The 22,518-nt window shown below is 72.9% G+C and carries 19 protein-coding genes; 8 read left to right on the forward strand and 11 right to left on the reverse strand.

Translation table 11 applies throughout. The annotated features are described in order from the left end of the window. Positions 1-25: 25 nt before the first annotated feature. Both ACFYP3_RS04955 and ACFYP3_RS04960 read left to right on the forward strand, forming a co-directional pair. The gene (locus ACFYP3_RS04955; protein WP_388826800.1) at positions 26-2,551 is read left to right on the forward strand and encodes an ATP-dependent Clp protease ATP-binding subunit; all 2,526 of its coding nucleotides are present in this window, start codon (positions 26-28) and stop codon (positions 2,549-2,551) included. A gap of 443 nt (positions 2,552-2,994) precedes the next feature. Next, a complete protein-coding gene (locus ACFYP3_RS04960) occupies positions 2,995-3,648 on the forward strand; it encodes a M23 family metallopeptidase (protein ID WP_388826803.1) in 654 nt (217 codons plus the stop codon). Positions 3,649-3,706: 58 nt separating this feature from the next. On the opposite strand, the gene ACFYP3_RS04965 is transcribed toward ACFYP3_RS04960, so the two are convergent. From ACFYP3_RS04965 to ACFYP3_RS04995, 7 genes are all read right to left on the reverse strand, one after another. Beyond that, entirely contained in the window at positions 3,707-4,888 is a 1,182-nt protein-coding gene (locus ACFYP3_RS04965; protein ID WP_388826806.1) for a LamG-like jellyroll fold domain-containing protein, read from the reverse strand. Positions 4,889-5,014: 126 nt separating this feature from the next. Next, positions 5,015-6,331: a two-component system sensor histidine kinase CseC gene (cseC, locus tag ACFYP3_RS04970; protein WP_388826809.1), complete on the reverse strand. Its 1,317-nt coding sequence runs from the start codon at positions 6,329-6,331 to the stop codon at positions 5,015-5,017. Continuing rightward, on the reverse strand, positions 6,328-7,041 hold the full coding sequence (cseB, locus tag ACFYP3_RS04975; RefSeq protein ID WP_388826812.1) for a two-component system response regulator CseB: 714 nt from the start codon (positions 7,039-7,041) through the stop codon (positions 6,328-6,330). Before cseB ends, cseC begins: the two co-directional genes overlap by 4 nt. Before the next feature lie 29 nt (positions 7,042-7,070). After that, on the reverse strand, positions 7,071-7,715 hold the full coding sequence (locus tag ACFYP3_RS04980) for a hypothetical protein (RefSeq protein ID WP_388826905.1): 645 nt from the start codon (positions 7,713-7,715) through the stop codon (positions 7,071-7,073). 38 nt (positions 7,716-7,753) lie between these two features. Further along, positions 7,754-8,314, reverse strand: a complete 561-nt coding sequence (locus ACFYP3_RS04985; protein WP_319727094.1) for a SigE family RNA polymerase sigma factor — start codon at positions 8,312-8,314, stop codon at positions 7,754-7,756. A gap of 306 nt (positions 8,315-8,620) precedes the next feature. Continuing rightward, positions 8,621-9,538 (reverse strand): A/G-specific adenine glycosylase, encoded by a 918-nt coding sequence (locus tag ACFYP3_RS04990; protein ID WP_388826815.1) that lies wholly within the window; start codon positions 9,536-9,538, stop codon positions 8,621-8,623. Beyond that, positions 9,535-10,173 carry a phosphatase PAP2 family protein gene (locus tag ACFYP3_RS04995; protein WP_388826818.1) on the reverse strand — a complete coding sequence of 213 codons (639 nt, stop codon included), beginning with the start codon at positions 10,171-10,173 and terminating at the stop codon, positions 9,535-9,537. Before ACFYP3_RS04995 ends, ACFYP3_RS04990 begins: the two co-directional genes overlap by 4 nt. A 160-nt stretch (positions 10,174-10,333) precedes the next feature. Here ACFYP3_RS04995 and ACFYP3_RS05000 point away from each other — a divergent pair, with 160 nt between their 5' ends. After that, positions 10,334-11,137: a hypothetical protein gene (locus tag ACFYP3_RS05000; protein WP_388826821.1), complete on the forward strand. Its 804-nt coding sequence runs from the start codon at positions 10,334-10,336 to the stop codon at positions 11,135-11,137. Between the two features lie 24 nt (positions 11,138-11,161). Here the strand turns inward: ACFYP3_RS05000 and disA are convergent, their stop codons facing one another. Together disA and radA are read right to left on the reverse strand one after the other, a co-directional pair. After that, on the reverse strand, positions 11,162-12,286 hold the full coding sequence (disA, locus tag ACFYP3_RS05005; protein WP_150258629.1) for a DNA integrity scanning diadenylate cyclase DisA: 1,125 nt from the start codon (positions 12,284-12,286) through the stop codon (positions 11,162-11,164). 173 nt (positions 12,287-12,459) lie between these two features. Next, positions 12,460-13,872, reverse strand: coding sequence for a DNA repair protein RadA (radA, locus tag ACFYP3_RS05010; protein WP_388826825.1), 1,413 nt, complete (start codon positions 13,870-13,872; stop codon positions 12,460-12,462). Between the two features lie 171 nt (positions 13,873-14,043). Between radA and ACFYP3_RS05015 the strand changes: the two genes are divergently transcribed. Further along, positions 14,044-15,828 (forward strand): hypothetical protein, encoded by a 1,785-nt coding sequence (locus ACFYP3_RS05015; protein WP_388826828.1) that lies wholly within the window; start codon positions 14,044-14,046, stop codon positions 15,826-15,828. Positions 15,829-15,891: 63 nt separating this feature from the next. On the opposite strand, the gene ACFYP3_RS05020 is transcribed toward ACFYP3_RS05015, so the two are convergent. Continuing rightward, positions 15,892-16,734 (reverse strand): hypothetical protein, encoded by an 843-nt coding sequence (locus ACFYP3_RS05020; RefSeq protein ID WP_388826830.1) that lies wholly within the window; start codon positions 16,732-16,734, stop codon positions 15,892-15,894. A 63-nt stretch (positions 16,735-16,797) separates the two neighbouring features. On the opposite strand from ACFYP3_RS05020, the gene ACFYP3_RS05025 reads away from it, so the two are divergent. Further along, positions 16,798-17,733, forward strand: a complete 936-nt coding sequence (locus tag ACFYP3_RS05025) for a Ppx/GppA family phosphatase (RefSeq protein WP_388826833.1) — start codon at positions 16,798-16,800, stop codon at positions 17,731-17,733. 22 nt (positions 17,734-17,755) lie between these two features. On the opposite strand, the gene ACFYP3_RS05030 is transcribed toward ACFYP3_RS05025, so the two are convergent. Next, complete coding sequence (locus ACFYP3_RS05030) at positions 17,756-18,868, reverse strand: endonuclease/exonuclease/phosphatase family protein (protein ID WP_388826836.1); 1,113 nt, start codon at positions 18,866-18,868, stop codon at positions 17,756-17,758. A 203-nt stretch (positions 18,869-19,071) separates the two neighbouring features. Between ACFYP3_RS05030 and ACFYP3_RS05035 the strand changes: the two genes are divergently transcribed. From ACFYP3_RS05035 to ilvD, 3 genes are all read left to right on the forward strand, one after another. Continuing rightward, complete coding sequence (locus tag ACFYP3_RS05035) at positions 19,072-19,899, forward strand: sugar phosphate isomerase/epimerase family protein (RefSeq protein WP_388826839.1); 828 nt, start codon at positions 19,072-19,074, stop codon at positions 19,897-19,899. Beyond that, on the forward strand, positions 19,896-20,519 hold the full coding sequence (locus ACFYP3_RS05040; protein WP_388826842.1) for a TetR family transcriptional regulator: 624 nt from the start codon (positions 19,896-19,898) through the stop codon (positions 20,517-20,519). The genes ACFYP3_RS05035 and ACFYP3_RS05040 overlap by 4 nt, the downstream gene beginning before the upstream one ends. 121 nt (positions 20,520-20,640) lie before the next feature. Next, a complete protein-coding gene (ilvD, locus tag ACFYP3_RS05045; protein WP_388826845.1) occupies positions 20,641-22,491 on the forward strand; it encodes a dihydroxy-acid dehydratase in 1,851 nt (616 codons plus the stop codon). Positions 22,492-22,518 lie beyond the last annotated feature (27 nt).

The following is a 22,518-nucleotide window of genomic DNA, read 5'->3' on the forward strand; positions in this document are numbered from 1 at the left end:
CGACCGCTCTGAGGAGCGATAAACGATGTTCGAGAGGTTCACCGACCGCGCGCGGCGGGTTGTCGTCCTGGCTCAGGAAGAAGCCCGGATGCTCAACCACAACTACATCGGCACCGAGCACATCCTCCTGGGCTTGATCCACGAGGGTGAGGGTGTCGCCGCTAAGGCCCTGGAGAGCCTCGGGATTTCGCTCGAGGCTGTTCGCCAGCAGGTTGAGGAGATCATCGGTCAGGGGCAGCAGGCCCCGTCCGGCCACATCCCCTTCACCCCGCGGGCGAAGAAGGTCCTGGAGCTTTCGCTCCGAGAGGCCCTCCAGCTCGGCCACAACTACATCGGCACCGAGCACATCCTGCTCGGCCTGATCCGCGAGGGCGAGGGCGTCGCCGCCCAGGTCCTCGTGAAGCTGGGCGCCGATCTCAACCGAGTCCGGCAGCAGGTCATCCAGCTGCTCTCCGGCTACACCGGCGGGGGCAAGGAGTCGGCCACGGCCGGCGGCCCGGCCGAGGGCACGCCCTCGACCTCGCTCGTCCTGGACCAGTTCGGCCGCAACCTCACCCAGGCGGCCCGCGAATCCAAGCTCGACCCGGTCATCGGGCGCGAGAAGGAGATCGAGCGGGTCATGCAGGTGCTGTCCCGCCGTACGAAGAACAACCCGGTCCTCATCGGCGAGCCCGGCGTCGGCAAGACCGCCGTCGTCGAGGGCCTGGCGCAGGCGATCGTCAAGGGCGAGGTTCCCGAGACCCTCAAGGACAAGCACCTCTACACGCTTGACCTCGGCGCCCTGGTCGCCGGTTCCCGCTACCGCGGTGACTTCGAGGAGCGCCTGAAGAAGGTGCTCAAGGAGATCCGCACCCGCGGCGACATCATCCTGTTCATCGACGAGCTCCACACCCTCGTGGGTGCGGGCGCCGCCGAGGGCGCGATCGACGCCGCCAGCATCCTCAAGCCCATGCTGGCCCGTGGTGAGCTCCAGACCATCGGTGCCACGACGCTGGACGAGTACCGCAAGCACCTCGAGAAGGACGCGGCCCTCGAGCGCCGCTTTCAGCCGATCCAGGTGGCGGAGCCTTCCCTCCCCCACACGATCGAGATCCTCAAGGGCCTGCGCGACCGCTACGAGGCCCACCACCGCGTCTCCATCACGGACGAGGCCCTCGTCCAGGCGGCGACGCTGGCGGACCGGTACATCTCGGACCGCTTCCTGCCGGACAAGGCGATCGACCTGATCGACGAGGCCGGCTCCCGGATGCGCATCCGCCGGATGACCGCGCCGCCGGACCTCCGCGAGTTCGACGAGAAGATCGCGGCCGTGCGCCGCGACAAGGAGTCGGCCATCGACTCCCAGGACTTCGAGAAGGCAGCGTCCCTGCGGGACAAGGAGAAGCAGCTGCTGGCGGCGAAGACCAAGCGCGAGAAGGAATGGAAGGCCGGCGACATGGACGTCGTCGCCGAGGTCGACGGCGAGCTCATCGCCGAAGTCCTCGCGACCGCGACCGGCATTCCCGTCTTCAAGCTCACCGAGGAGGAGTCCTCGCGACTGCTCCGCATGGAAGACGAGCTCCACCGTCGGGTCATCGGCCAGAAGGACGCCATCAAGGCGCTCTCCCAGGCGATCCGCCGTACCCGTGCGGGTCTGAAGGACCCGAAGCGCCCGGGTGGCTCGTTCATCTTCGCCGGCCCGTCCGGTGTCGGTAAGACCGAGCTCTCGAAGACGCTCGCCGAATTCCTCTTCGGTGACGAGGACGCGCTGATCTCCCTCGACATGTCGGAGTTCAGCGAGAAGCACACGGTTTCCCGTCTCTTCGGTTCGCCCCCCGGCTACGTGGGCTACGAAGAGGGCGGCCAGCTCACCGAGAAGGTGCGCCGGAAGCCGTTCTCCGTCGTCCTCTTCGACGAGGTCGAGAAGGCCCACCCGGATATCTTCAATTCCCTTCTCCAGATCCTGGAGGACGGTCGTCTGACCGACTCCCAGGGCCGGGTCGTGGACTTCAAGAACACGGTCATCATCATGACGACCAACCTGGGTACCCGGGACATCTCGAAGGGCTTCAACCTGGGCTTCGCGGCGCAGGGTGACACGAAGACCGGCTACGAGCGGATGAAGGCGAAGGTCAACGAAGAGCTCAAGCAGCACTTCCGGCCCGAGTTCCTCAACCGTGTCGACGACACCGTGGTCTTCCACCAGCTCACCGAGGAAGACATCATCCAGATCGTCGACCTGATGATCGCGAAGGTCGACGAGCGCCTGAAGGACCGCGACATGGGCATCGAGCTGAGCGGCGACGCGAAGCTCCTGCTCGCCAAGCGCGGCTACGACCCGATCCTGGGTGCCCGGCCGCTGCGCCGGACCATCCAGCGCGAGATCGAGGACGTCCTGTCGGAGAAGATCCTCTTCGGCGAGCTGCGTCCCGGTCACATCGTGGTCGTCGGCAAGGAGGGTGAGGGCGAGGAAGCCAAGTTCACCTTCCGCGGCGAGGAGAAGACGGCTCTGCCGGACCTCCCCCCGATCGAGGCCACGGGCTCCGGCCCGGACCTGTCGAAGGGCGCGTAGGCGCGACCGAGCACGAGGGGCGGCCCCGGGACTGAGAAGTCCCGGGGCCGCCCCTTTTGCCGCGGGCGGGCCCCCACGGCCCGAGGGGGGCGTGTGGGCGCCCTGGCGGGCCGGTGGGCGTCCACCGGGCCGATGGTCCCGGGCGGGTGGGTCGAAGGTCCCCCGGCCGGTGACAAGCCGCACAGAACAAAACGGACGTACTAGGCGGATTCGTAGATCCAAAGGGCCCTTGGAGGGGACCTTCGTCCCAGCACGGGAGCCGTCAACCGGACGCGTCACACCCCCTCGGCTACGAGCCCCGGTAGTAATCGGGACATTTGGGGAAGTCCCGCCTCGCGGGTTACCAAAGGTGAGCCAACCCGGCACACGTTCCCACGTGCCGGGTCACTTCATGCCCGTGACGGGCGTGAACCGCCCTTGTCCCCGGCCCCGGAGGTCTGCACATGTCCGCGAAGCGCGTCAGCACCCGTCGTACCCGTATCGCCGTCAGCACCACCGCTCTCGGTGCGGTGCTGGCCCTGGGGGCCGGGACGACCGCCGCGTTCGCCGACACCGCGCAGACGTCCCTCGCCGGTACCGCCGAGCTGGTCGCCCAGCAGGCCTCCGCCCAGGCCGGCGCCGCGGCCGCCGCCGCCAAGGCCGAGGCGAAGCCCGTCGCGAAGAGCGCCTCGAAGGCCGGTCTGTGGGACAAGCCGCTGGAGAAGTACACGCTGTCCGCGACCTTCGGCAAGGGCGGCAGCATGTGGTCGCACAAGCACTCCGGCCAGGACTTCGCCGTCCCGGTCGGCACCTCGGTCAAGGCCGCGGCCGCCGGCGTCGTCGTCAAGGCCGGCCCGAACGGCGGCGGCGACGGTCCCGCGTACGGCAACGCCATCGTGATCAAGCACGCGAACAACACGTACTCGCAGTACGCGCACCTCTCCAAGATCCAGGTCAAGATCGGCCAGAAGGTCGCCGCCTCCCAGCGCATCGCGCTGTCGGGCAACACCGGCAACTCCAGCGGCCCGCACCTGCACTTCGAGATCCGCACCACGCCGAACTACGGCTCGGCCGTCAACCCGGTGGCCTTCCTGCGCACCGTCGGCGTCAGCGTCTGACCGACGTCCGACCCCGCGGTCCCCGTGACCGCCCCCACGACCCGGCCCGGCCGGCTGCTCAGGTGAGCAGCCAGGCGTGGGCCGGCTTCGTTTCCGGACCGAGCTTGCCCTCCTTGTACGCGGCGGCCTGCTCCGGGGTGAAGGCCGTCTCGTAGAACTTGATGTTGTGCAGGGCGCCCTGCCAGGCGCCGGTCCAGATGTTGTGGTGCTTGGAGCGGCCCAGCTGGAGCGGGCCGGGGGCCTGCCAGATCGGCGGGACCTGGGTGGTCTCGCCTGCCTTCTTGCCCTCGACGTAGAGCGCGATGGTCTTCTTCTCGGCGTCGTAGGTGGCCATCAGCATCGTGGGCGTCTTGAGCACGGTGGGCCCCTCGGCGGTGACCGTCCTCGTCGTCGCCGCGGCGCCCTTGTCGCCGGTCTGCACGCGGAAGATCCAGGCCTGCTTGCCGGCGACCTCGTTCACGCCCAGCTCGAAGGAGAACGACTCCCCGTCGCCCTGGCTGATCGCGATCCGCGAACCCTTGGCGCCGGAGCTGTAGACGCGGGCCGTGACGGTGAAGCTCTTGGTCACGTCCACGACGGGCTCGGCGGACTGGGCGTACGAGTTCGCGTTGCCCTTCCCGACGATCTGGAACCGCTTGCCCAGCGGGCCGACCTGGAAGTCGGGGCCGAGCCGGATGCCGGTCTTGCCGTAGCTGTCGCGCAGCAGGGTCGCGTCGCCCTCGACGGTCGCGGTGTAGCCCGCGGGGGACTTCGAGTCGGCGGGCTCCGGCGAGGCGGAGGTGGAGGGCTGGGCATCGGCCCCGCCCGGCCCGTCGCCGTTGTCACCGAGCAGGAAGAACGTTCCGCCACCGGCCAGCAGCGCCAGTACGGTCACCCCGCCGCCCAGCATCCACAGCCGCTTCCTGCGCCGCTCGGCGGCGGACCGGTCGGCCATGGCCTCCCAGTCGGGCTGCGACGAGGACATCAGCGGCTGGGCGGGCGGGGTGGGCGCCCAGCCGGCTCCGGCGTCCTGCTGCTGGTACGGGTTCGGCTGCTGCCCCTGCTGCGGGTAGCCGTAGCCGTACCCCTCGCCGCCGGCCGGGTACCCGTAGCCGCCCTGGTCGCCGCCCTGCCGGGGCGGGCCGGGCGGGAAGCCGTAGCCGCCGCCCTGCGCGGGCGGACCCGGCGGGAACCCGTATCCGCCGCTCCCGGGGGCGGGCTCGGGCTGCGGGTTGCTCGGGGGATTCACGGCGTCGGTCATGCCAGGGATGCTAAAACACGACTCCCCGCGCCGTACCGCCCGGTACCGATCCGGCCGCCGCCGGGCGCCCGTGGCCCGCTGCCTGGCCGTCGCCGGTCCGCCGCGCCGGCACCGGTGCCGCGGCCGTCAGCCCTGCGACAGCTTGATCACCGGGAAGCTGCCCGTCGCCGTCGGGGCGTGCTCCGGCAGCCACAGCACCGCCACCGCGCCCGCCGCCGTGCCCTCGCGGTCGAAGCCGCCCGGCGCCGCGACGTTGCGGAAGGTCAGCCGGGCGCCCAGCACCCGCGCCTGGCCCTCCGCGATGGTCAGGCCCAGGCCGTGCCCCACGCCCGCGCGGTCCGTCGACCCGGTCCGGAACCGGCTCGGCCCCTCGCGCAGCAGGGCGTCGGGGAACCCCGGCCCGTGGTCCCGCACCCGGACGACCCGCCCCTCGACGTCGACCTGGATCGGCGGCTGCCCGTAGCGCGCCGCGTTGGCCAGCAGGTTCCCCAGGATCCGCTCCAGCCGGCGCGGGTCGGTGCTGACGATCTCGTCCGCGACGACCCGTACGGTCGCCTCCGGCATCAGCGCGGTCACCCGCCGGCTCACGAACTCGCCCAGCGCCACGTCCTGCAGCTCCGCCCGCTCCGAGGCGCTGTCCAGCCGGGCCACCTCCAGCACGTCCTCGACCAGCGCGCGCAGCGCCTGCGCCCGGTCCCGGACCAGCTCGGTGGGCCGCCCCGGAGGCAGCAGTTCCGCAGCCGTGAGCAGGCCGGTCACCGGCGTCCGCAGCTCGTGCGCGATGTCCGCCGTCACCCGCCGCTCGGCCTCCAGCCGCTGCTGTAGGGCGTCGGCCATGGCGTCCACGGCCCGCGCCAGGTCGTCCGTCTCGTCGCGGACGACGCCGCCGACCGCGTCCCGCACCCGTACGTCGGGATCACCGTGCGCCACCCGCTGCGCGGCGGCCGCGGCCTTGCGCAGCCTGCGCGAGATCTGCCCGCCGATGAGCACGCCGAGCGCCGATCCGCCGATCACGGCGGCGAGACCGCCGACGACCAGGGCCCGGTCCAGGTCGGGGATCAGGTTGGCGCTCTCCCGGAACTGCGTGTGCAGCGACAGCACCTGCCCGTTGTCGAGCGGCACGGCGGCCCACACCTCGGGCAGTCCGTGCGGACGCTCCTGGATGTAGGTCCCGCGCCGGCCCGACTGCGCCTTGTGCCGCAGCTCGGCGGGGAGGTCGGGGTCGTTGAGCTTGGCGCCCATCGGGGGCTTGCGGCCGGCGTCGGCGTTGCGGGAGATGAACTGCACGCGGTCCAGCTGCACCTCGCGCGCGCTCTCCAGCATCGACACGCGGGCAGCGCTGTGCACGACCAGGCTCAGGGCGATCGTGACGAGGGCGCCCACGGCGGCGATGGCGAGCGTGATCTTCCAGCGGATCCCCGTACGGAGGGTGAACCGTCTCATGCCTTGAGCTTGTATCCGAAGCCCCGGACCGTCTCGATCCGGTCCTGGCCGATCTTGGTGCGCAGCCGCTGTACGTGGACGTCGACGACGCGGGTGTCGCCGCCCCAGTCGTAGTCCCACACCCGTTCCAGCAGGCGGTCGCGCGACAGTACGGTGCCGGGCGCCGAGGAGAACTCCAGCAGCAGCCGCATCTCGGTGGGCGTCAGCGCCACGGCGGCGCCCGCCCGGCGGACCTCCATGCCCTCGGTGTCCACCTCCAGGTCGCCGAAGGAGAGCACGCCGCGCTCCGGGTCCGAGGCCTCGTGGGAGGAGCCCGGTCCGCCGTTCTGCGGTCCGCCGGAGTGGTCGAAGCGGCGCAGCACGGCCCGGATCCGGGCCACGAGCACGGAGCCGTCGAAGGGCTTGGTGACGTAGTCGTCGGCGCCCGCCTCCAGGCCCAGCACCACGTCGATGGAGTCGGCGCGCGCCGACAGCATGATCACGGGGACGGTGGACTCGTCGCGGATGCGGCGGCACAGGCTCACGCCGTCCATGCCGGGGACCATCACGTCGAGCAGCGCGATGTCCGGGCGGTCGGCGCGGAAGGACTCCAGGCCGGACAGGCCGTCGGGCATGGCGGTGACCATGAACCCGTCGCGTTCCAGCGCCAGGGTCGTGGCCTCACGGATGACGTCGTCGTCCTCCACGAACAGGACATGGGTCTCGGCCATGCGGAAGCCTCGCCTCGGTTCTTCTGTGCTCAGTTCTTCTGACTCGTGGCCGGGGCGGGCTGGACACCGCCGTCGATCACGTTGCTGTACTCCGAGTGCACTCGGTCGTGCTCGGTGAACGTCTCCCCGTTCCAGCGGTACGTGATCACGTCCTCGCCCGACGGATACGAGAGCGGGTCGCTCTTTCCGTAGACCTGCTTCGTGACCACCAGGTCGCCCCGGTCGATCTCCGCGTAGACGGGTGGCTGTTCGTCCGAGAACACATTCTCGTACGAGCCGCCGTCCGCCCGGTACACGTACGTGCCGCGGCCCAGGGCGTCCGCGCAGGACAGGACGTTGACGACGATGTCGACGACGGGGCTGCCGGTGACCTTCCCGTAGCTCACGTCCACCGGGTACTCCTTGCCCGTGCAGGGCTTGAGGTCCCTCTTGATCTCGGCGCTGACCTTCGGGTCCGCCTTGAGCAGCGCGACGGGGTCGACCTTCTTGAAGGGCCGGGCGGACGCGGAGGCCGCGCCCGAGGAGGGGTCGACGAGGGTGGACGGGCCGACCGGGCTGGCCTTCGCGACCGGGTCGGAGCGGGCGGGGCCGCCGTCGCGCAGGCCGGTGCCGCCGGTCGCGCAGCCGACCGCGAACACGGCGGTGCCGACGAGGACGACAGCCCCCGCCGACACGAGTACCAGCGATCTCCCGCCGGTCAGGACTTGGCCGTTCAGGCCGCGCACCGCTCACGCCCCTCGTACCGCATGGTGTGGTCACCGCGCTCCAGCGCCCGCATGTCGAGGTCCCGGCTCTCCAGCTCCTGCCGGAGGCGGGCGAGCGCGCGGTGCAGAGTGCTCTTCACGGTACCCGCAGACATTCCGAGCGCCGCGGCGGTCTCCTCGGTGCTCATCTGCTCCCAGTGTCGCAGCACGACCACGCTGCGCTGCTTGGGCGCGAGCACCTTGAGGATGTCCATCAGCAGGGCGCGGTCGGCACGCTGGTCGGAGCCGTCCTCGACCGAGGCGTCGGGGAGCTGCTCGGTGGGGACCTCTTCGAGTTTGCGGGCGCGCCACCACTCGGTACGGGTGTTGATCATGACGCGCCGGAGGTAGGCGTCGGCCAGGGACTTGTCGGCGATGCCGTCCCAGCGGCCGTACGTGCGCACGAGCGCGGTCTGCAGGAGGTCCTGGGCGTCGGTGGGGTCCGGGACCAGGCGCCGGGCACTGCGCAGCAGCGCGTCCTGCCGGGTGCGTACGTACTCTTCGAACTCGAGTACCTCACCGTGCGCCATCTGAGACCGCCTCCGCTGCCGTCCACCGCTCATCCGCTGCCTTACGGATCAGAAGGTACGGAGGGCTTGTCACGGGCCTGTGCGGGCCAGCCTTCGGTGGGCGCACGGACACCCATAGGTTGTGTAACAGTGCCGTGAGCTGCGGTTTCCCGGCGAGAAGCGGAATTGTCGACTCTGTTTCAAGGTCGACCACAGGTGGTCGCGGAGCCGTCGCCGAGCGCTCGCCGGGCGGCCATCCGCAGGTCACCCGGGCCTGCGTTCGGCCCGCGTCCGACCCGAGTCCGGACCGCCCGGCGAGGGTCGCGCTCAGGTCTGCGGGAGCCGGTACATGCCCCCGTCGAGGGGTTCCACCAGTCCGTCGGAGACCAGCCCGTCCAGTGCCCGGGCCCGCTGCACCGGCTCGTCCCACACCGTGTCGAGCACGGCCTGCGGGACGGCGCCCACCGCCTCCCGGAGCACCGCGAGGAGCTTGCCGCGCACCTGCCGGTCGGTCCCGGCGTACGTCTGTCCGCGCCGCGGCGGCCCCTCGTGCGCCGGCTTCCCGGCGAGGCGCCACGCGCACAGCCCGGCCACCGGACAGCGCGCGCAGTCGGGGTTCTTCGCGGTGCACACCAGCGCGCCGAGCTCCATCGAGGCCGCCGCCCAGCGCGCCGCCGTCGCCTCGTCCTCGGGCAGCAGGGCGCGGGCCAGGCGCCGCTCGGCCGCGGTGGTGGCGTTCGGCGGGTACTCGACCCCGGTGGCGGTGCGCGCGAGGACCCGCCGGACGTTCGTGTCGAGGACGGCGTGCCGCTGCCCGTACGCGAAGGAGGCCACGGCGGCGGCCGTGTACTCGCCGATCCCGGGCAGCGAGAGCAGCTGCGCGTGCTCCCGCGGTACGTCGCCCCCGTGCCGCTCCGTTATGGCGACGGCCGCACCGTGCAGCCGCAGGGCGCGGCGCGGGTAGCCGAGGCGGCCCCAGGCCCGGACGGCCTCGCCGGGGGCCTCGGCGGCCAGGTCGGCGGGGCGGGGCCACCGGGCGAGCCACTGCTCGTAGACCGGGAGCACCCGGCTGACCGGGGTCTGCTGGAGCATGAACTCGCTGACCATGACCCCCCAGGGGCCGGCCTCGGGGCGGCGCCAGGGCAGATCGCGGGCGTGCTCGTCGAACCACGCGATGACGGGGGAGTGCAGCGCGTGGGAGGAGTCGGTGGACGTGGCCGTGGCGGAAACGGGGGATGCAGTCATGACGTACGGCATCCTGACACGTTTCGGGCCCGCCCCGCCGGGCCAGGCCCGGTGAACCGGACGGCCGCGCGGCTCCCGCTCGCCCGGACGGCGGAGACGCCCGCACTGACCGGAGCGGTGAGCGCGAGGACGACGAGGGCGGCGACCGCACCGCCCAGCAGCAGGCCGACCGCCACGTCGTGCGGGTAGTGCACGCCGACGAAGACCCGGGAGAAGGCCATCAGCAGCGCGAGCGGCACGGTCGTCAGCGCGAGCCGGCGTGCGGCCAGGGCCAGGGCGACGGCGGCGGCTCCCGCGAGGGCCGCGTGATTGCTGGGGAACGACCAGTCGCCCGGCGCCGGGCACGCGACCAGCGGGGCGGCGGCCCCGGCGACCGCGCGGCAGGGCCGCTCCTCGCCCACGGCCGACTTCAGCAGCTCCGAGGCGGCGTAGGCGACGGCGGTGGCCGGCGGGGCGAGCACGGCGAGTGCGACCTGCCGGGGGCCGCGGGTGCGCGAGCGCCACCAGACGGCGGCGAAGATCCCACCGAAGAGCAGGAGCCCGTAGAGCGTCCAGGCCTCGCACACGGACTGCACCCAGCCGGGCGCGGAACGGGCGAACGCGGTGATGTCGAGGTAGAGGCCTGGGCTGTCCATGGCTACCGAAGGTAGTCAAAGCGGCCTAATCCTCACATCAGGCCTCTGGCTGGTTCTCGGCGGTTCCGCGTACTCCCGCAGGATGATCATCGGCAAATCGAGCCTGCTGCGCGGCATGTGGGGCACTGATCGGGCCGCGAACTCTCGTAAAGTTCCGTCCGTGGGATCTCTGCGCAATCCGGTCGGGCCGCTCCCCTCCTCCATCTACTGGCGACGGAGGGCTGTGCTGGCGTCCGTCGTCGCGCTCCTCGCGCTCCTCGCCGTATGGACCGTCAGTTCCGGCGGGGGGAAGACGAGTACGAACGGAAAGGGCCAGGACGGCCCGGACCCGGTCGCCTCGATCACCCCCGGCCCGGCCGGTACGGGCCCCGCGATCAGCGCGGCCCCCGGCGGGCGCAACGAGTCGGGCGGTGGAACCACCGGCTCCGAAGGCGGGGGAACGGGCGGCGCGGGCAAGAACGGAGAGCCGGGCAGCGGCACGGCCGCGAGCGGCGGGTCCGGCTCGGGCGGTGGCGGCGCGGCGGCCGGCCCGGCGCAGGTCCCGGCGGACTCCCCGCTTCCCACGTGCGCGCCGGGCGCGCTGCAGTGGGAGGTCAAGAGCGTGAAGAACGAGTACGAGGCGAACGAGAAGCCCAAGCTCGAACTGGTCGCCCGCAACACCTCCGGCACCACCTGCAAGGTCGACCTCGGCCCGCGGCAGGCGGTCCTGACCATCCTTCAGGCGAGCAGCAGCAAGGCGGTGTGGTCCTCGGCGGACTGCCCGGCGGGCGCGGGCAACGCCTTCTTCCGCCTGCCGGCGCAGGGGGAGACGAAGCAGTCGCTGGAATGGGACCGCAGGTTCAGCGCGGCCGACCAGTGCCAGGCGCCTCCGGCCGGGTCCGCGGCTCCCGACACGTACGTGGTCGAGGTCAAGTCCCCCGGCATGCCGGTGGCCCGGACCTCGTTCGTGCTGAAGCAGGACTAGCGTCCGCGGCGCCGCCGCGGACGCTCAGACGTAGCGTTCGAGGATCGAGGATTCCGCCAGGCGGGAGAGGCCCTCGCGGACGCTGCGCGCACGCGCCTCGCCGACGCCGTCCACCGTCTGCAGGTCGTCGACGCTCGCGGCGAGCAGCTTCTGCAGGCCGCCGAAGTGCTCCACGAGCCGCTCGATGATCGCGCCCGGCAGCCTCGGCACCTTCGCCAGCAGCCGGTACCCGCGGGGCGACACCGCCGAGTCCAGGGTCTCGGGCGAGCCGGTGTACCCCAGCGCCCTCGCCACGATCGCCAGTTCCAGCAGCTCCGGGTGGGTCAGCGCGTCCAGTTCCGCCAGCGCCTCGTCCACCGTGCGGGAACGCTTCGCCGTCGGCTCCGGCACGTAGTCCCGGATGACCAGCTCCCGCTCCTGCTCGATGCCCACCGTCAGCTCGTCCAGCTGCAGTGACAGCAGTCGCCCGTCCGTGCCCAGTTCGACCACGTACTCGGCGATCTCGGTCGCGATCCGGCGGACCATTTCCAGCCGCTGCGCGACGGCCGTCACGTCGCGGACGGTGACCAGGTCCTCGATCTCCAGCGCCGACAGCGTGCCCGCGACCTCGTCCAGGCGCAGCTTGTACCGCTCCAGCGTGGCCAGCGCCTGGTTCGCCCGCGACAGGATCGCCCCGGACTCCTCCAGGACCCGCCGCTCGCCGTCCACGTACAGCGCGATCAGCCGCATCGACTGGGAGACGGAGACCACAGGGAAGCCGCACTGCTTGGAGACGCGGTCGGCCGTGCGGTGGCGCGTGCCGGTCTCCTCGGTCGGGATCGACGCGTCCGGCACCAGCTGCACACCGGCCCGCAGGATCTTGGTGATGTCCTTGTCGAGGATGAGCGCGCCGTCGAGCTTGCACAGCTCCCGCAGCCGGGTCGCGGTGAACTCCACGTCGAGGACGAAACCACCGGTGCACATGGCCTCGACGGACTTGTCCATGCCGAGGACGATGAGCCCGCCGGTGTTGCCGCGGACGATCCGTTCCAAGCCGTCACGCAGCGGCTGACCAGGTGCGACCGCGCTCAGCGAGGCGCGCATCATGGCCTCCTGCTTGGAGCTCGCGCCCGACTTGCCGGATGCTGCTGCCCCGTCCTTGGCTGCCACTGCACTCCTCCGGTCGCGGGTTGCGCCGCCCCGCGCCGCGGGCACGAGGACGTGCGTACGGCCGGGCGGACCAGCCCAAAGTCTACCGGCGCGCGCTGCGGCCCCGCCGTGGCTTGGCCAGGTACGGCTGTCGGGGGCCCCGTACGGACCCCCTGACCAGGGCCGCTGCCCCGTCAGTCGGCGGCCCGCTCCTTGGCCGGCGTACGGGAGCGCCCGCGCGGCAGCACCCGGAGCGCGTCGCCCATGTCGGCCACCTCGATCACCTTCATCCCGGCCGGGACCTTCCCCGGATCCGCCGGGACCAGCGCGTGCGTGAAGCCGAGCCGGTGCGCCTCGGCGAGGCGCCGCTGCACCCCGGTCACCCGCCGCACCTCGCCGGCCAGACCGACCTCGCCGATCGCCACCAGGTTCTTCGGCAGTGGTACGTCGCTGGCGGCGGAGGCCAGCGCGAGTGCGATGGCCAGGTCGGCGGCCGGTTCGGTCAGCTTCACGCCGCCCACGGTCGCGCTGTAGATGTCGCGCTTGCCGAGCGCCGTGATCCGGCCGCGCTGCTCCAGCACCGCCAGCATCATCGAGACGCGCGAGGTCTCCAGGCCCGAGGTCGTGCGCCGGGGGGAGGGGATCTGCGAGTCCACGGTCAGCGCCTGCACCTCGGCGACCAGCGGGCGCTTGCCCTCCAGGGTCACCGTCAGACACGTCCCGGGAACGGCCTCGGCGCGGCGGGTCAGGAACAGCCCGCTCGGGTCGGCGAGCCCGGTGATCCCCTCGTCGTGCAGTTCGAAGCAGCCGACCTCGTCGGTGGCGCCGTACCGGTTCTTGATGCCGCGCACCAGCCGCAGCCGCGCGTGCCGGTCGCCCTCGAAGCTCAGCACGACGTCGACGAGGTGCTCCAGCAGCCGGGGGCCGGCGATGGCCCCGTCCTTGGTGACGTGGCCGACGAGGAGGGTGGACATCCCGCGTTCCTTGGAGGCCCGGATCAGCGCCCCGGCCACCTCGCGCACCTGGGCCATGCCGCCGGGCGCGCCGTCGATCTCGGGGGAGGCGACGGTCTGTACGGAGTCCAGGATCAGCAGGGAGGGCTTCACCGCGTCGAGGTGCCCGAGCACGGCGGACAGGTCCGTCTCGGCGGCCAGGTAGAGGTGGTCGCTGAGGGCGTTGATGCGGTCGGCGCGCAGCCGCACCTGGCTCGCCGACTCCTCGCCCGTCACGTACAGCGTGCGGTGCTCGTCGCTCGCCGCCTTCGCGGCGACGTCCAGGAGCAGCGTCGACTTCCCGACGCCGGGCTCGCCCGCGAGCAGGACGACGGCGCCGGGCACGAGCCCGCCGCCGAGGACGCGGTCCAGCTCGTCCACGCCGGTGCTGCGGGCGGTGGCCGTCCGGCCGTCGACCTGGCCGATCGGCAGGGCGGCGGTGGAGACGCGGCCGGCGGCGGTGGTCCGCACGGCGGGCGCGCCCATCTCCTCGACGGTGCCCCAGGCCTGGCACTCGGGACACCGCCCGAGCCATTTCGCGGTCGTCCAGCCGCAGTCGGTACAGCGGTAGGACGGCCGGTCCTTGGCGGATGAACGAGCGGTGCGGGCAGCCATGCCGCTCACGGTAGCCGCCCGCACCGACAACGCGGTGGGAAGGGCTCCCCGGCCGCCGGACCCCTCCCACGTCAGGGGCCGCGTCAGCGGACCACCGATCTGTTCACCCATAAGGGCTAAAAGTGGGGAAGGCTTCCAGGGCGCCACCGGCGTGCCGCCTACGGTCGCCAGGTGAACAGCAGCAACCAGGCACACCCCTCAGCGCGCACCGGCGCACACCGGGCGCACGGGCGCACGCACAGCGAGGGGGAGCAGCCGCCCCCCTTCCGGCACGAGCCTTACCTGGACGGTCTGTTCACGTACTGCCTGTCGGTCCTGTGCGACCACGACACCGCCACCGACGTGCTGGGCGACGTCCTCGCCGTGGCCGAGCGGCACCCCGGCCGCTGCCCCGACGAGGGGGACCGGCGGGCCTGGCTCTACGCGCTCGCCCGCTGGGGCTGTCTGCGCCGGCTGGCAGAGCAACGGCGCACCCGCCAGGGAGCGCATTCCGCCCGGCGTGCGCCGGAGCACATCGAGCGCGACCGTGCGCCGGGTGGTGACACGGAACCGGGGACCGCCGCGGACTCCGGACGCGCCCCGCACGCCCACCGGCCCGTTGACGTGGACGCCCACCGCCGTACCGAACTGGCCCGGCTCGCCTGGCCCGAGGCCGCCGGCACCACGCCTGCGCAGCGCGAGGCCCTCGAACTCGCCGTCCGCCACCGGCTCGGCGTCCCCGAGCTCGCCGCCGTCCTCGGCACGCCCCCGGCCACCGCCCGCGAGCTCCTGTCCGGCGCCGCCTGCGAGGTGGAGCGCACCCGCGCCGCCCTCGCCGTCGTGGAGACCGGCAACTGCTCCGCCGTCTCCCTGCTCACGGGCGACGACGGCGACGGCGAGGGCGACGGCAACGTGCTGCTGTCCAGCACCCTGCGCGCCGAACTCGTCCGCCACGTCGACGACTGCCCCCGGTGCCGCCGCGTCGCCGAACGCGTGGGCGTCGCCGCCCCCTGGCCCGGCTCCGGCGGCATCAACACCCCCGCCCTCCCGCTCGTACCCGCCCCCCGCACCGCCGTCCACGCGGCGATGCTCCGCTCCGGCCGGGCCCGCGGCCGCGGGCCCGGCCCGCGCTTCGACCGCGCCGGCTTCCCGATGGACCCCAGGGACCGCGCGGCCCGCCGCGACCGGCTGCGCGCCCGGGCGGTGACCACGACCGTCGTCGCCACCGTCGTCGCCGCCCCGGTGCTGGCGCTGTGGGCGGCGTACCGCGGCGCCCCCAGCACGGGCGAGCCCGTCGGCGGCGACTCCACCCGCATCTCCGCCAGCGAGTCCGAACTCCCGACGGCACGGACCGACGGCCGCCCGCTGACGGCGTACGAGAACACCGGCAACGCCGCCAGCACCACCGGCGGCCCCGGCTTCGCCCAGAGCAGCGACGACTCCGACGTCTCCGTCGAGGTGATCAGCACCGGGCCGCCGGCCGGAGCCCACGCCGGCCGCCTCTCCGTCGCCGCGTCCTCGCGCGGCTCCCTCACGTTGCTCACCCTCACCGCCTCCGGCGGCGCCCCCGTGGACTGGCGGCTCTGGTCCGACGCACCGTGGCTGCGCGCGAGCCGCACCGCGGGCACGCTGGCCCCCGGAGAATCGGTCACCCTACGGATCGCCGTGGACCCCGAGGCCCAGCCCGTGGGCGCCTGGAGCGCCCGGGTCGGGGTCGATCCGAGCGGGGCGGTGGTCTCCATCCAGGGCCGCGGCCGCCCCGCGGCGACCGCGGCGCCCACACCGGACCCGACGCAGCCCCCGCCCCCGTCGCCGACCCCGGACCCGACGCAGCCGCCCACGCCGACCCCGACGCCCACGGAGCCGACGATCCCGCCGCCGTCCCCGACGCCCACGCCGACCCCGACGCCGTCGGACGGCTCAGGCGGAACGGTTTCCCCGGGCCCGGACCCGGGCCCGTCGGGCGCGCCGGGCTAGGCCGACCCGGCCGCCCCGCCGCAGCGGGACCGAGCGGCCGAGCGGCCCGAGCGGCCCGCCGGGTCAGACCGGGTCCGCCGGGTGCGGGGCCATCGGCAGCAGGGAGGCCAGCCGCGCCTCGCACAGCTTCACGAGCGCCTCGTACCCCTCCTTGCCCATCAGCTCCGTCAGCTCGGCGTGGTACGACACGTACACCGGGTCCCCGGCGCCGTGCGCGGAGGTGGCCGACGTACACCACCAGTGCAGGTCGTGGCCGCCGGGACCCCAGCCCCGGCGGTCGTACTCACCGATCGACACCTGGAGCACGCGGGTGTCGTCGGGCCGTTCGATCCAGTCGTACGTCCGGCGGATCGGCAGCTGCCAGCAGACGTCGGGCTTGGTCTCCAACGGTTCCTGGCCGCTCTTCAACGCCAGGATGTGCAGCGAGCAGCCGGCGCCCGCGGGGAACCCCGGCCGGTTCAGGAAGATGCACGCGCCCTCCCAGCGGCGGGTCTGCTTCTCCCCGTCGTCGTCGGCCTGCGTCCAGCCGCTCTCACTGCCGACGTCGTGGAACTGCCACAGCTCGGGCGTCAGCCGGGCCACGTGCTGCGCGACCCGCTTCTCGTCGTCCTCGTCGGAGAAGTGCGCGCCGAGCGTGCAGCAGCCGTCGTCCGCCCGGCCCGCCTGGATGCCCTGGCAGCCGCTGCCGAAGATGCAGGTCCAGCGGGAGGTCAGCCACGTCAGGTCGCAGCGGAAGACCTGCTCGTCGTCGGCGGGGTCGGGGAACTCCACCCAGGCCCGGGGGAAGTCGAGGCCCTTCTCGTCGGAGACGACGGGGCGCTTGCCCTTGCCGCTCCCCGCCTTGGCGGTGTCCTTGCCCGTGTCCTTCGGGGAGCGGGTCTTGTTGGCCTTCTTCGTATTTGGCACAAACCCAAGCCTAAGCGCCCCTTCCACAACCCCCGAGCGTTCCTCGCAGTAGCGTTTCCCCCTATGAGACTCGGTGTCCTTGATGTGGGTTCGAATACGGTCCATCTGCTGGTGGTGGACGCGCACCCCGGCGCGCGCCCGCAGCCGGCGCACTCGCACAAGGTGGAAATGCGGCTGGCGCAGCTCCTCGACAAGCACGGCGCCGTCACCCCCGACGGCGTGGAACGCCTCGTCTCGGTGATCTCCGACGCGGTCCAGGCCGCCGAGGACAAGGGGTGCGAGGACGTCCTCCCCTTCGCGACCAGTGCCGTACGGGAGGCCACGAACGCGGACGAGGTCCTCGCGCGGATCAAGGCCGACACGGGCGTGGACCTGCCGGTGCTGAGCGGTGAGGACGAGGCCCGGCTGACGTTCCTCGCGGCCCGCCGGTGGTTCGGCTGGTCCGCCGGGAAGCTGCTCGTCCTGGACATCGGCGGCGGGTCGCTGGAGATCGCGTACGGCATCGACGAGGACCCGGACGCGGCCGTCTCGCTGCCGCTGGGCGCCGGCCGCCTCACCTCGGGCTGGCTCCCGGGCGACCCGCCGGACGCGCTGGACGTCCGGGCGCTGCGGCGCCACGTGCGGGCGGAGATCGCCCGCACCGTCGGCGAGTTCCGTCGCTTCGGCGCCCCGGACCACGTGGTGGCGACCTCGAAGACCTTCAAGCAGCTGGCGCGCATCGCGGGCGCGGCCCGCTCGGCGGAGGGCCTGTACGTGCAGCGGGACCTGAGCCGCAAGTCCCTGGAGGAGTGGGTGCCCCGCCTTGCGGCGATGACCACGGCCCAGCGCGCCGCCCTCCCCGGTGTTTCGGAGGGCCGTTCGAACCAGCTCCTGGCGGGCGCGCTGGTGGCCGAGGCCACGATGGACCTCTTCGGCGTGGACGATCTGGAGATCTGCCCGTGGGCCCTGCGCGAGGGCGTGATCCTGCGCAGGCTGGACCACATGCCGACGGGATCGTAGGACCGGCCCGGGCCCGGGGAGGTCAGCCCAGCCGGAGCGCGCTCGTGACGCCGGCGTGGTCGGACGGCCCCAGCCCCGAGGGGGTGCGGTCGGCGGGGCTCGCGCCCATCAGGTCGGCCGTCAGCGCGCTGATCCTGCCGCGGAACAGCACGTAGTCGACGCGCCGGCTGAGGGCGGAGGCGGTGTTGCGCAGGTCGGGGGCCTGGCAGCAGGTGAAGCCGGGGCCGCGGGGGCGGCGCCGGTCCGCGGTCCAGGCGTCCGTGAAGCCGGCGGCGAGGAGGCGTTCGTGGCTCCGGGTGCCCGTCGTCGGGGTCGCGCCGACTCCGCCGGCCGCCGAGTCGAGGTCGCCGAGGAGCACCGTGGGGAGCTGGGTGGCCAGCGGGCCCGCGAGCAGTTCGGCGGCCTGGGCCTCCTGCACGGCGGGGTCGGCGGGTTCGAGCTGGGTGGTCACCACCCGGGCGGGGCGACCGCGGAGCGTGACGTCGGCCGAGACCCAGCCGCGCTCGATCCGGAGGGCCGGACCGGGCGGGCAGCCCAGCGCGGGCCGGCAGACGCTCACGTGGTCGCGGAACCGGGCGGCCCGCGCGTGCGACACGGAGAAGGCGCGTGCGGGCAGGTCGGTGCGGGCCAGGAGCACGTCGCGGTCGGTGAGGCGGATGTCCTGGAGGCCGTCGGGCGTGGCGCGCGGGGCCTCGAAGTCGCTGCCGACGGTCACGGTGGCGACGGCCGCGTAGTGCTTGCCGCGGGCGGTGAGCGCGTCGAGGAGGATCTGCAGGAAGTCGTACTCGACGTGGGTGGCGCTGCCCGGTCCGGCCGGGGTCTGGCTGCGCCACAGCACCGCTTCCTGGAGGCCCACGAGGTGGGGGTCGCTCTCGGCGATCTCGTCGGCCAGCGCCTCGGCGCGCTCCGTGAAGTCCGTCGCCCGGACGTTCGCCCACACCGCCGTCACCGCGGCGACGAGCCCCTGCGGGGTGGTGGCGGCGAGGACGGGTGCGAGGTCGGCGCCCAGGTAGAGGTTGCGGGTCGCGACCCGCAGCGGGGTGCGGCCGCCCTCGGCGGCGGAGGCCGTGCCGAGCGAGCCGGGTGCGAGCAGCGCGAGCGCGCACAGGGCGGAGGTGAGCCAACGGCGAGTCATGCGGGCAGCCCTCTCGGTGAAAAGCGGGCGAACACCCGCATCTTGTGCAGAACCTAAGACGGTTGACGGAGCGTCGCGATCCCGCTGTGGGCCGGGCGGCCTACGCGCGCCGGGGGCGGGGACCGGCCGCGGGCCGGGCCCGGCGGGGCCCCGGGTGGCGGCCGTCACGTACCGGGCGGGCGTCGGCCCCGTACCCTGTCCCCGTGGCAGAACCAGTCCGCGTCCCGACCGCGAAAGTCGCCCTCTCCACCGCCTCCGTCTATCCGGAGTCGACGGCGACCGCCTTCGAGATCGCCTCGCGCCTCGGGTACGACGGCGTGGAGGTCATGGTCTGGACGGATCCGGTCAGTCAGGACGTCGACGCCCTGCGCCGGCTGTCGGACCACCACCAGGTGCCGATCCTCGCCGTGCACGCGCCGTGTCTGCTGATCACCCAGCGCGTGTGGTCCACCGACCCGTGGACCAAGCTGCAGCGGGCCCAGGCGGCGGCCGAGCGGCTCGGCGCGTCCACCGTCGTCGTGCACCCGCCGTTCCGGTGGCAGCGCCAGTACGCGCGGGACTTCGTCTCCGGCATCTGGCGGATGGCCGACGAGACGGACGTCCGGTTCGCCGTGGAGAACATGTACCCCTGGCGCTACCGCGACCGCGAGATGCTCGCGTACGCACCCGAGTGGGACGTGACGAAGGACGACTACCGGCACTTCACCGTCGACCTCTCGCACACCGCCACCGCCCGTACGGACGCCACCGCGATGATCGACCGGATGGGCGGGCGGCTCGCGCACGTCCACCTCGCCGACGGAAACGGTTCGGCGAAGGACGAGCACCTGGTCCCGGGGCGGGGTACGCAGCCCTGCGCCGATCTGCTGGAGCGGCTCGCCCGGACCTCCTTCGACGGGCACGTGGTGATCGAGGTGAACACGCGGCGGGCGATGTCCTCCGCCGAGCGCGAGGCCGACCTCGCCGAGGCGCTGGCCTTCACGCGGCTGCACCTGGCCACCGCCGCCCGGGACGGGGCGCGGCGGGCATGACGACGGGAGCGGAGAAGCCGCGCCGCCGCGGGCCCGGCCGGCCCCGGCAGGACGAGGCCGACGACGGGCCCGGCACCCAGGAGCGGATCCGGCTGGCCGCCCGCGAGGTGTTCGCGGAGCGCGGGTACGACAAGACGTCCGTACGCGGCATCGCGAAGGTGGCGGGGGTGGACCCGGCGCTGGTCCACCACTACTTCGGCAGCAAGGACGACCTCTTCGCCGCCGCCATCGAGACGAGCCTGGAGCCGGCCCTCGTGGTCCCCGCGATCATCGGCAGCGGACCGGACGGCATCGGCGAGCGGCTGGCCAGGTACTTCCTGGGCGTCTGGGAGAACCCGGTGACCCGGGCCCCGCTGCTCGCCGTGATGCGGTCCGCCCTCACCCACGAGGCCGCGGCGAAGGTGCTGCGCGGGCTGGTGCTCCGGCGGGTCCTGGAGCGGGTCGCCGCCGACCTCGACGTCCCCGATCCGACCTTCCGCGCCGAGCTCGCCGCCTCCCACATGGTCGGCATCGCGATCCTGCGCTACGTCGTGCAGGTCGAGCCCCTCGCCTCCGCGGACGCGGAGGACATCGTGGCGCTCGTGGCCCCCACGCTGCAGCGGTACCTGACCGAGGAGTGAGCCCGCCGTCCCGTCATGCGGACGCGGCGTCCGGATCGCGGGCGGTGGGCGTAGCCTCGTATCTGAGCCATATCCGCAGTCGCGGCTGACCGTACAGCCGCACTCATGGGGAGTGAACCGCATGCCCGAGCTGAGGTCCCGCACCGTCACCCACGGCCGCAACATGGCAGGCGCTCGTGCGCTGATGCGCGCGTCGGGCGTAGCGAGCGAGGACATCGGCAAGCCGATCATCGCGGTCGCCAACTCCTTCACCGAGTTCGTGCCGGGCCACACCCACCTCGCCCCGGTCGGCCGGATCGTCTCCGACGCCATCCGCGCCGCCGGCGCCATCCCGCGCGAGTTCAACACCATCGCGGTCGACGACGGCATCGCCATGGGCCACGGCGGCATGCTGTACTCCCTGCCCTCCCGCGACCTGATCGCGGACTCGGTCGAGTACATGGTCGAGGCGCACTGCGCCGACGCCCTGATCTGCATCTCCAACTGCGACAAGATCACCCCGGGCATGCTGATGGCCGCCATGCGCCTCAACATCCCCGTCGTCTTCGTCTCCGGCGGCCCGATGGAGGCCGGCCAGGCCATCCTCGTCGACGGCACCGTCCGCAAGCTCGACCTGATCGACGCCATGGTCGACGCCTCCAACGAGAACGTCTCCGACGAGGACGTGCTGCGCATCGAGGAGAACGCCTGTCCCACCTGCGGCTCCTGTAGCGGCATGTTCACCGCCAACTCGATGAACTGCCTCGCCGAGGCCATCGGCCTCGCCCTCCCCGGCAACGGCTCGGTCCTCGCCACGCACACCGCCCGCCGCGCCCTGTACGAGGACGCCGGCCGCACGGTCGTCGAGATCACCAAGCGGTACTACGAGGACGGCGACGAGTCCGTCCTGCCGCGCAACATCGCCACCCGCGAGGCCTTCGAGAACGCCATGGCCCTCGACATCGCGATGGGCGGCTCCACGAACACGATCCTCCACCTCCTCGCCGCCGCCCAGGAGGCGGGCCTGGACTACGACCTCACCGACATCGACGCCGTCTCCCGCCGCGTCCCGTGCCTGGCCAAGGTCGCCCCGAACGTGGCGCCCGGCGGCACGTACTACATGGAGGACATCCACCGCGCCGGCGGCATCCCCGCCATCCTCGGCGAACTGCACCGCGGCGGCCTCCTCAACAAGGACGTCACCACGGTCCACTCGGAGGGCCTGGAGGACTGGCTCGCGAAGTGGGACGCCCGCTCCGGCACGGCCTCCGGCACGGCCATGGAACTGTGGCACGCGGCCCCCGGCTGCAAGCGCTCCGCCACCGCCTTCTCCCAGTCCGAGCGCTGGGACACCCTCGACCTCGACGCCGAGGGCGGCTGCATCCGCTCCGTGCAGCACGCCTACTCCAAGGACGGCGGCCTCGCCGTCCTGCGCGGCAACATCGCCGTGGACGGCTGCGTCGTCAAGACGGCCGGCGTCGACGAGTCGATCTGGACCTTCGAGGGACCGGCGGTCGTCTGCGAGTCCCAGGACGAGGCCGTCGACAAGATCCTGCGCAAGGAGATCAAGGCCGGTGACGTCGTCGTCATCCGCTACGAGGGCCCGCGCGGCGGCCCCGGCATGCAGGAGATGCTCTACCCGACGTCGTTCCTCAAGGGCCGCGGCCTCGGCAAGGTCTGCGCCCTCGTGACCGACGGCCGCTTCTCCGGCGGCACCTCGGGCCTGTCCATCGGCCACGCCTCCCCGGAGGCGGCCTCGGGCGGCGACATCGCGGTCGTCGAGGACGGTGACCGCATCCGCATCGACATCCCGAACCGCTCCATCGAGCTCCTCGTCCCCGAAGCGGAGCTGGCGGCCCGCCACCAGGCCCTCGGCGGCATCTACGCGCCGAAGAACCGCGAGCGCAAGGTCTCCGCGGCCCTGCGCGCCTACGCCGCCATGGCCACCAGCGCCGACAAGGGCGCGGTGCGCGACGTCAGCCGCCTGGGCTGACACCGACCCCGACGGCGCCCCCGCACC

The organism is Streptomyces sp. NPDC005533, from assembly GCF_042871845.1.
In the GTDB taxonomy this organism is placed as follows: Bacteria; Actinomycetota; Actinomycetes; order Streptomycetales; family Streptomycetaceae; genus Streptomyces.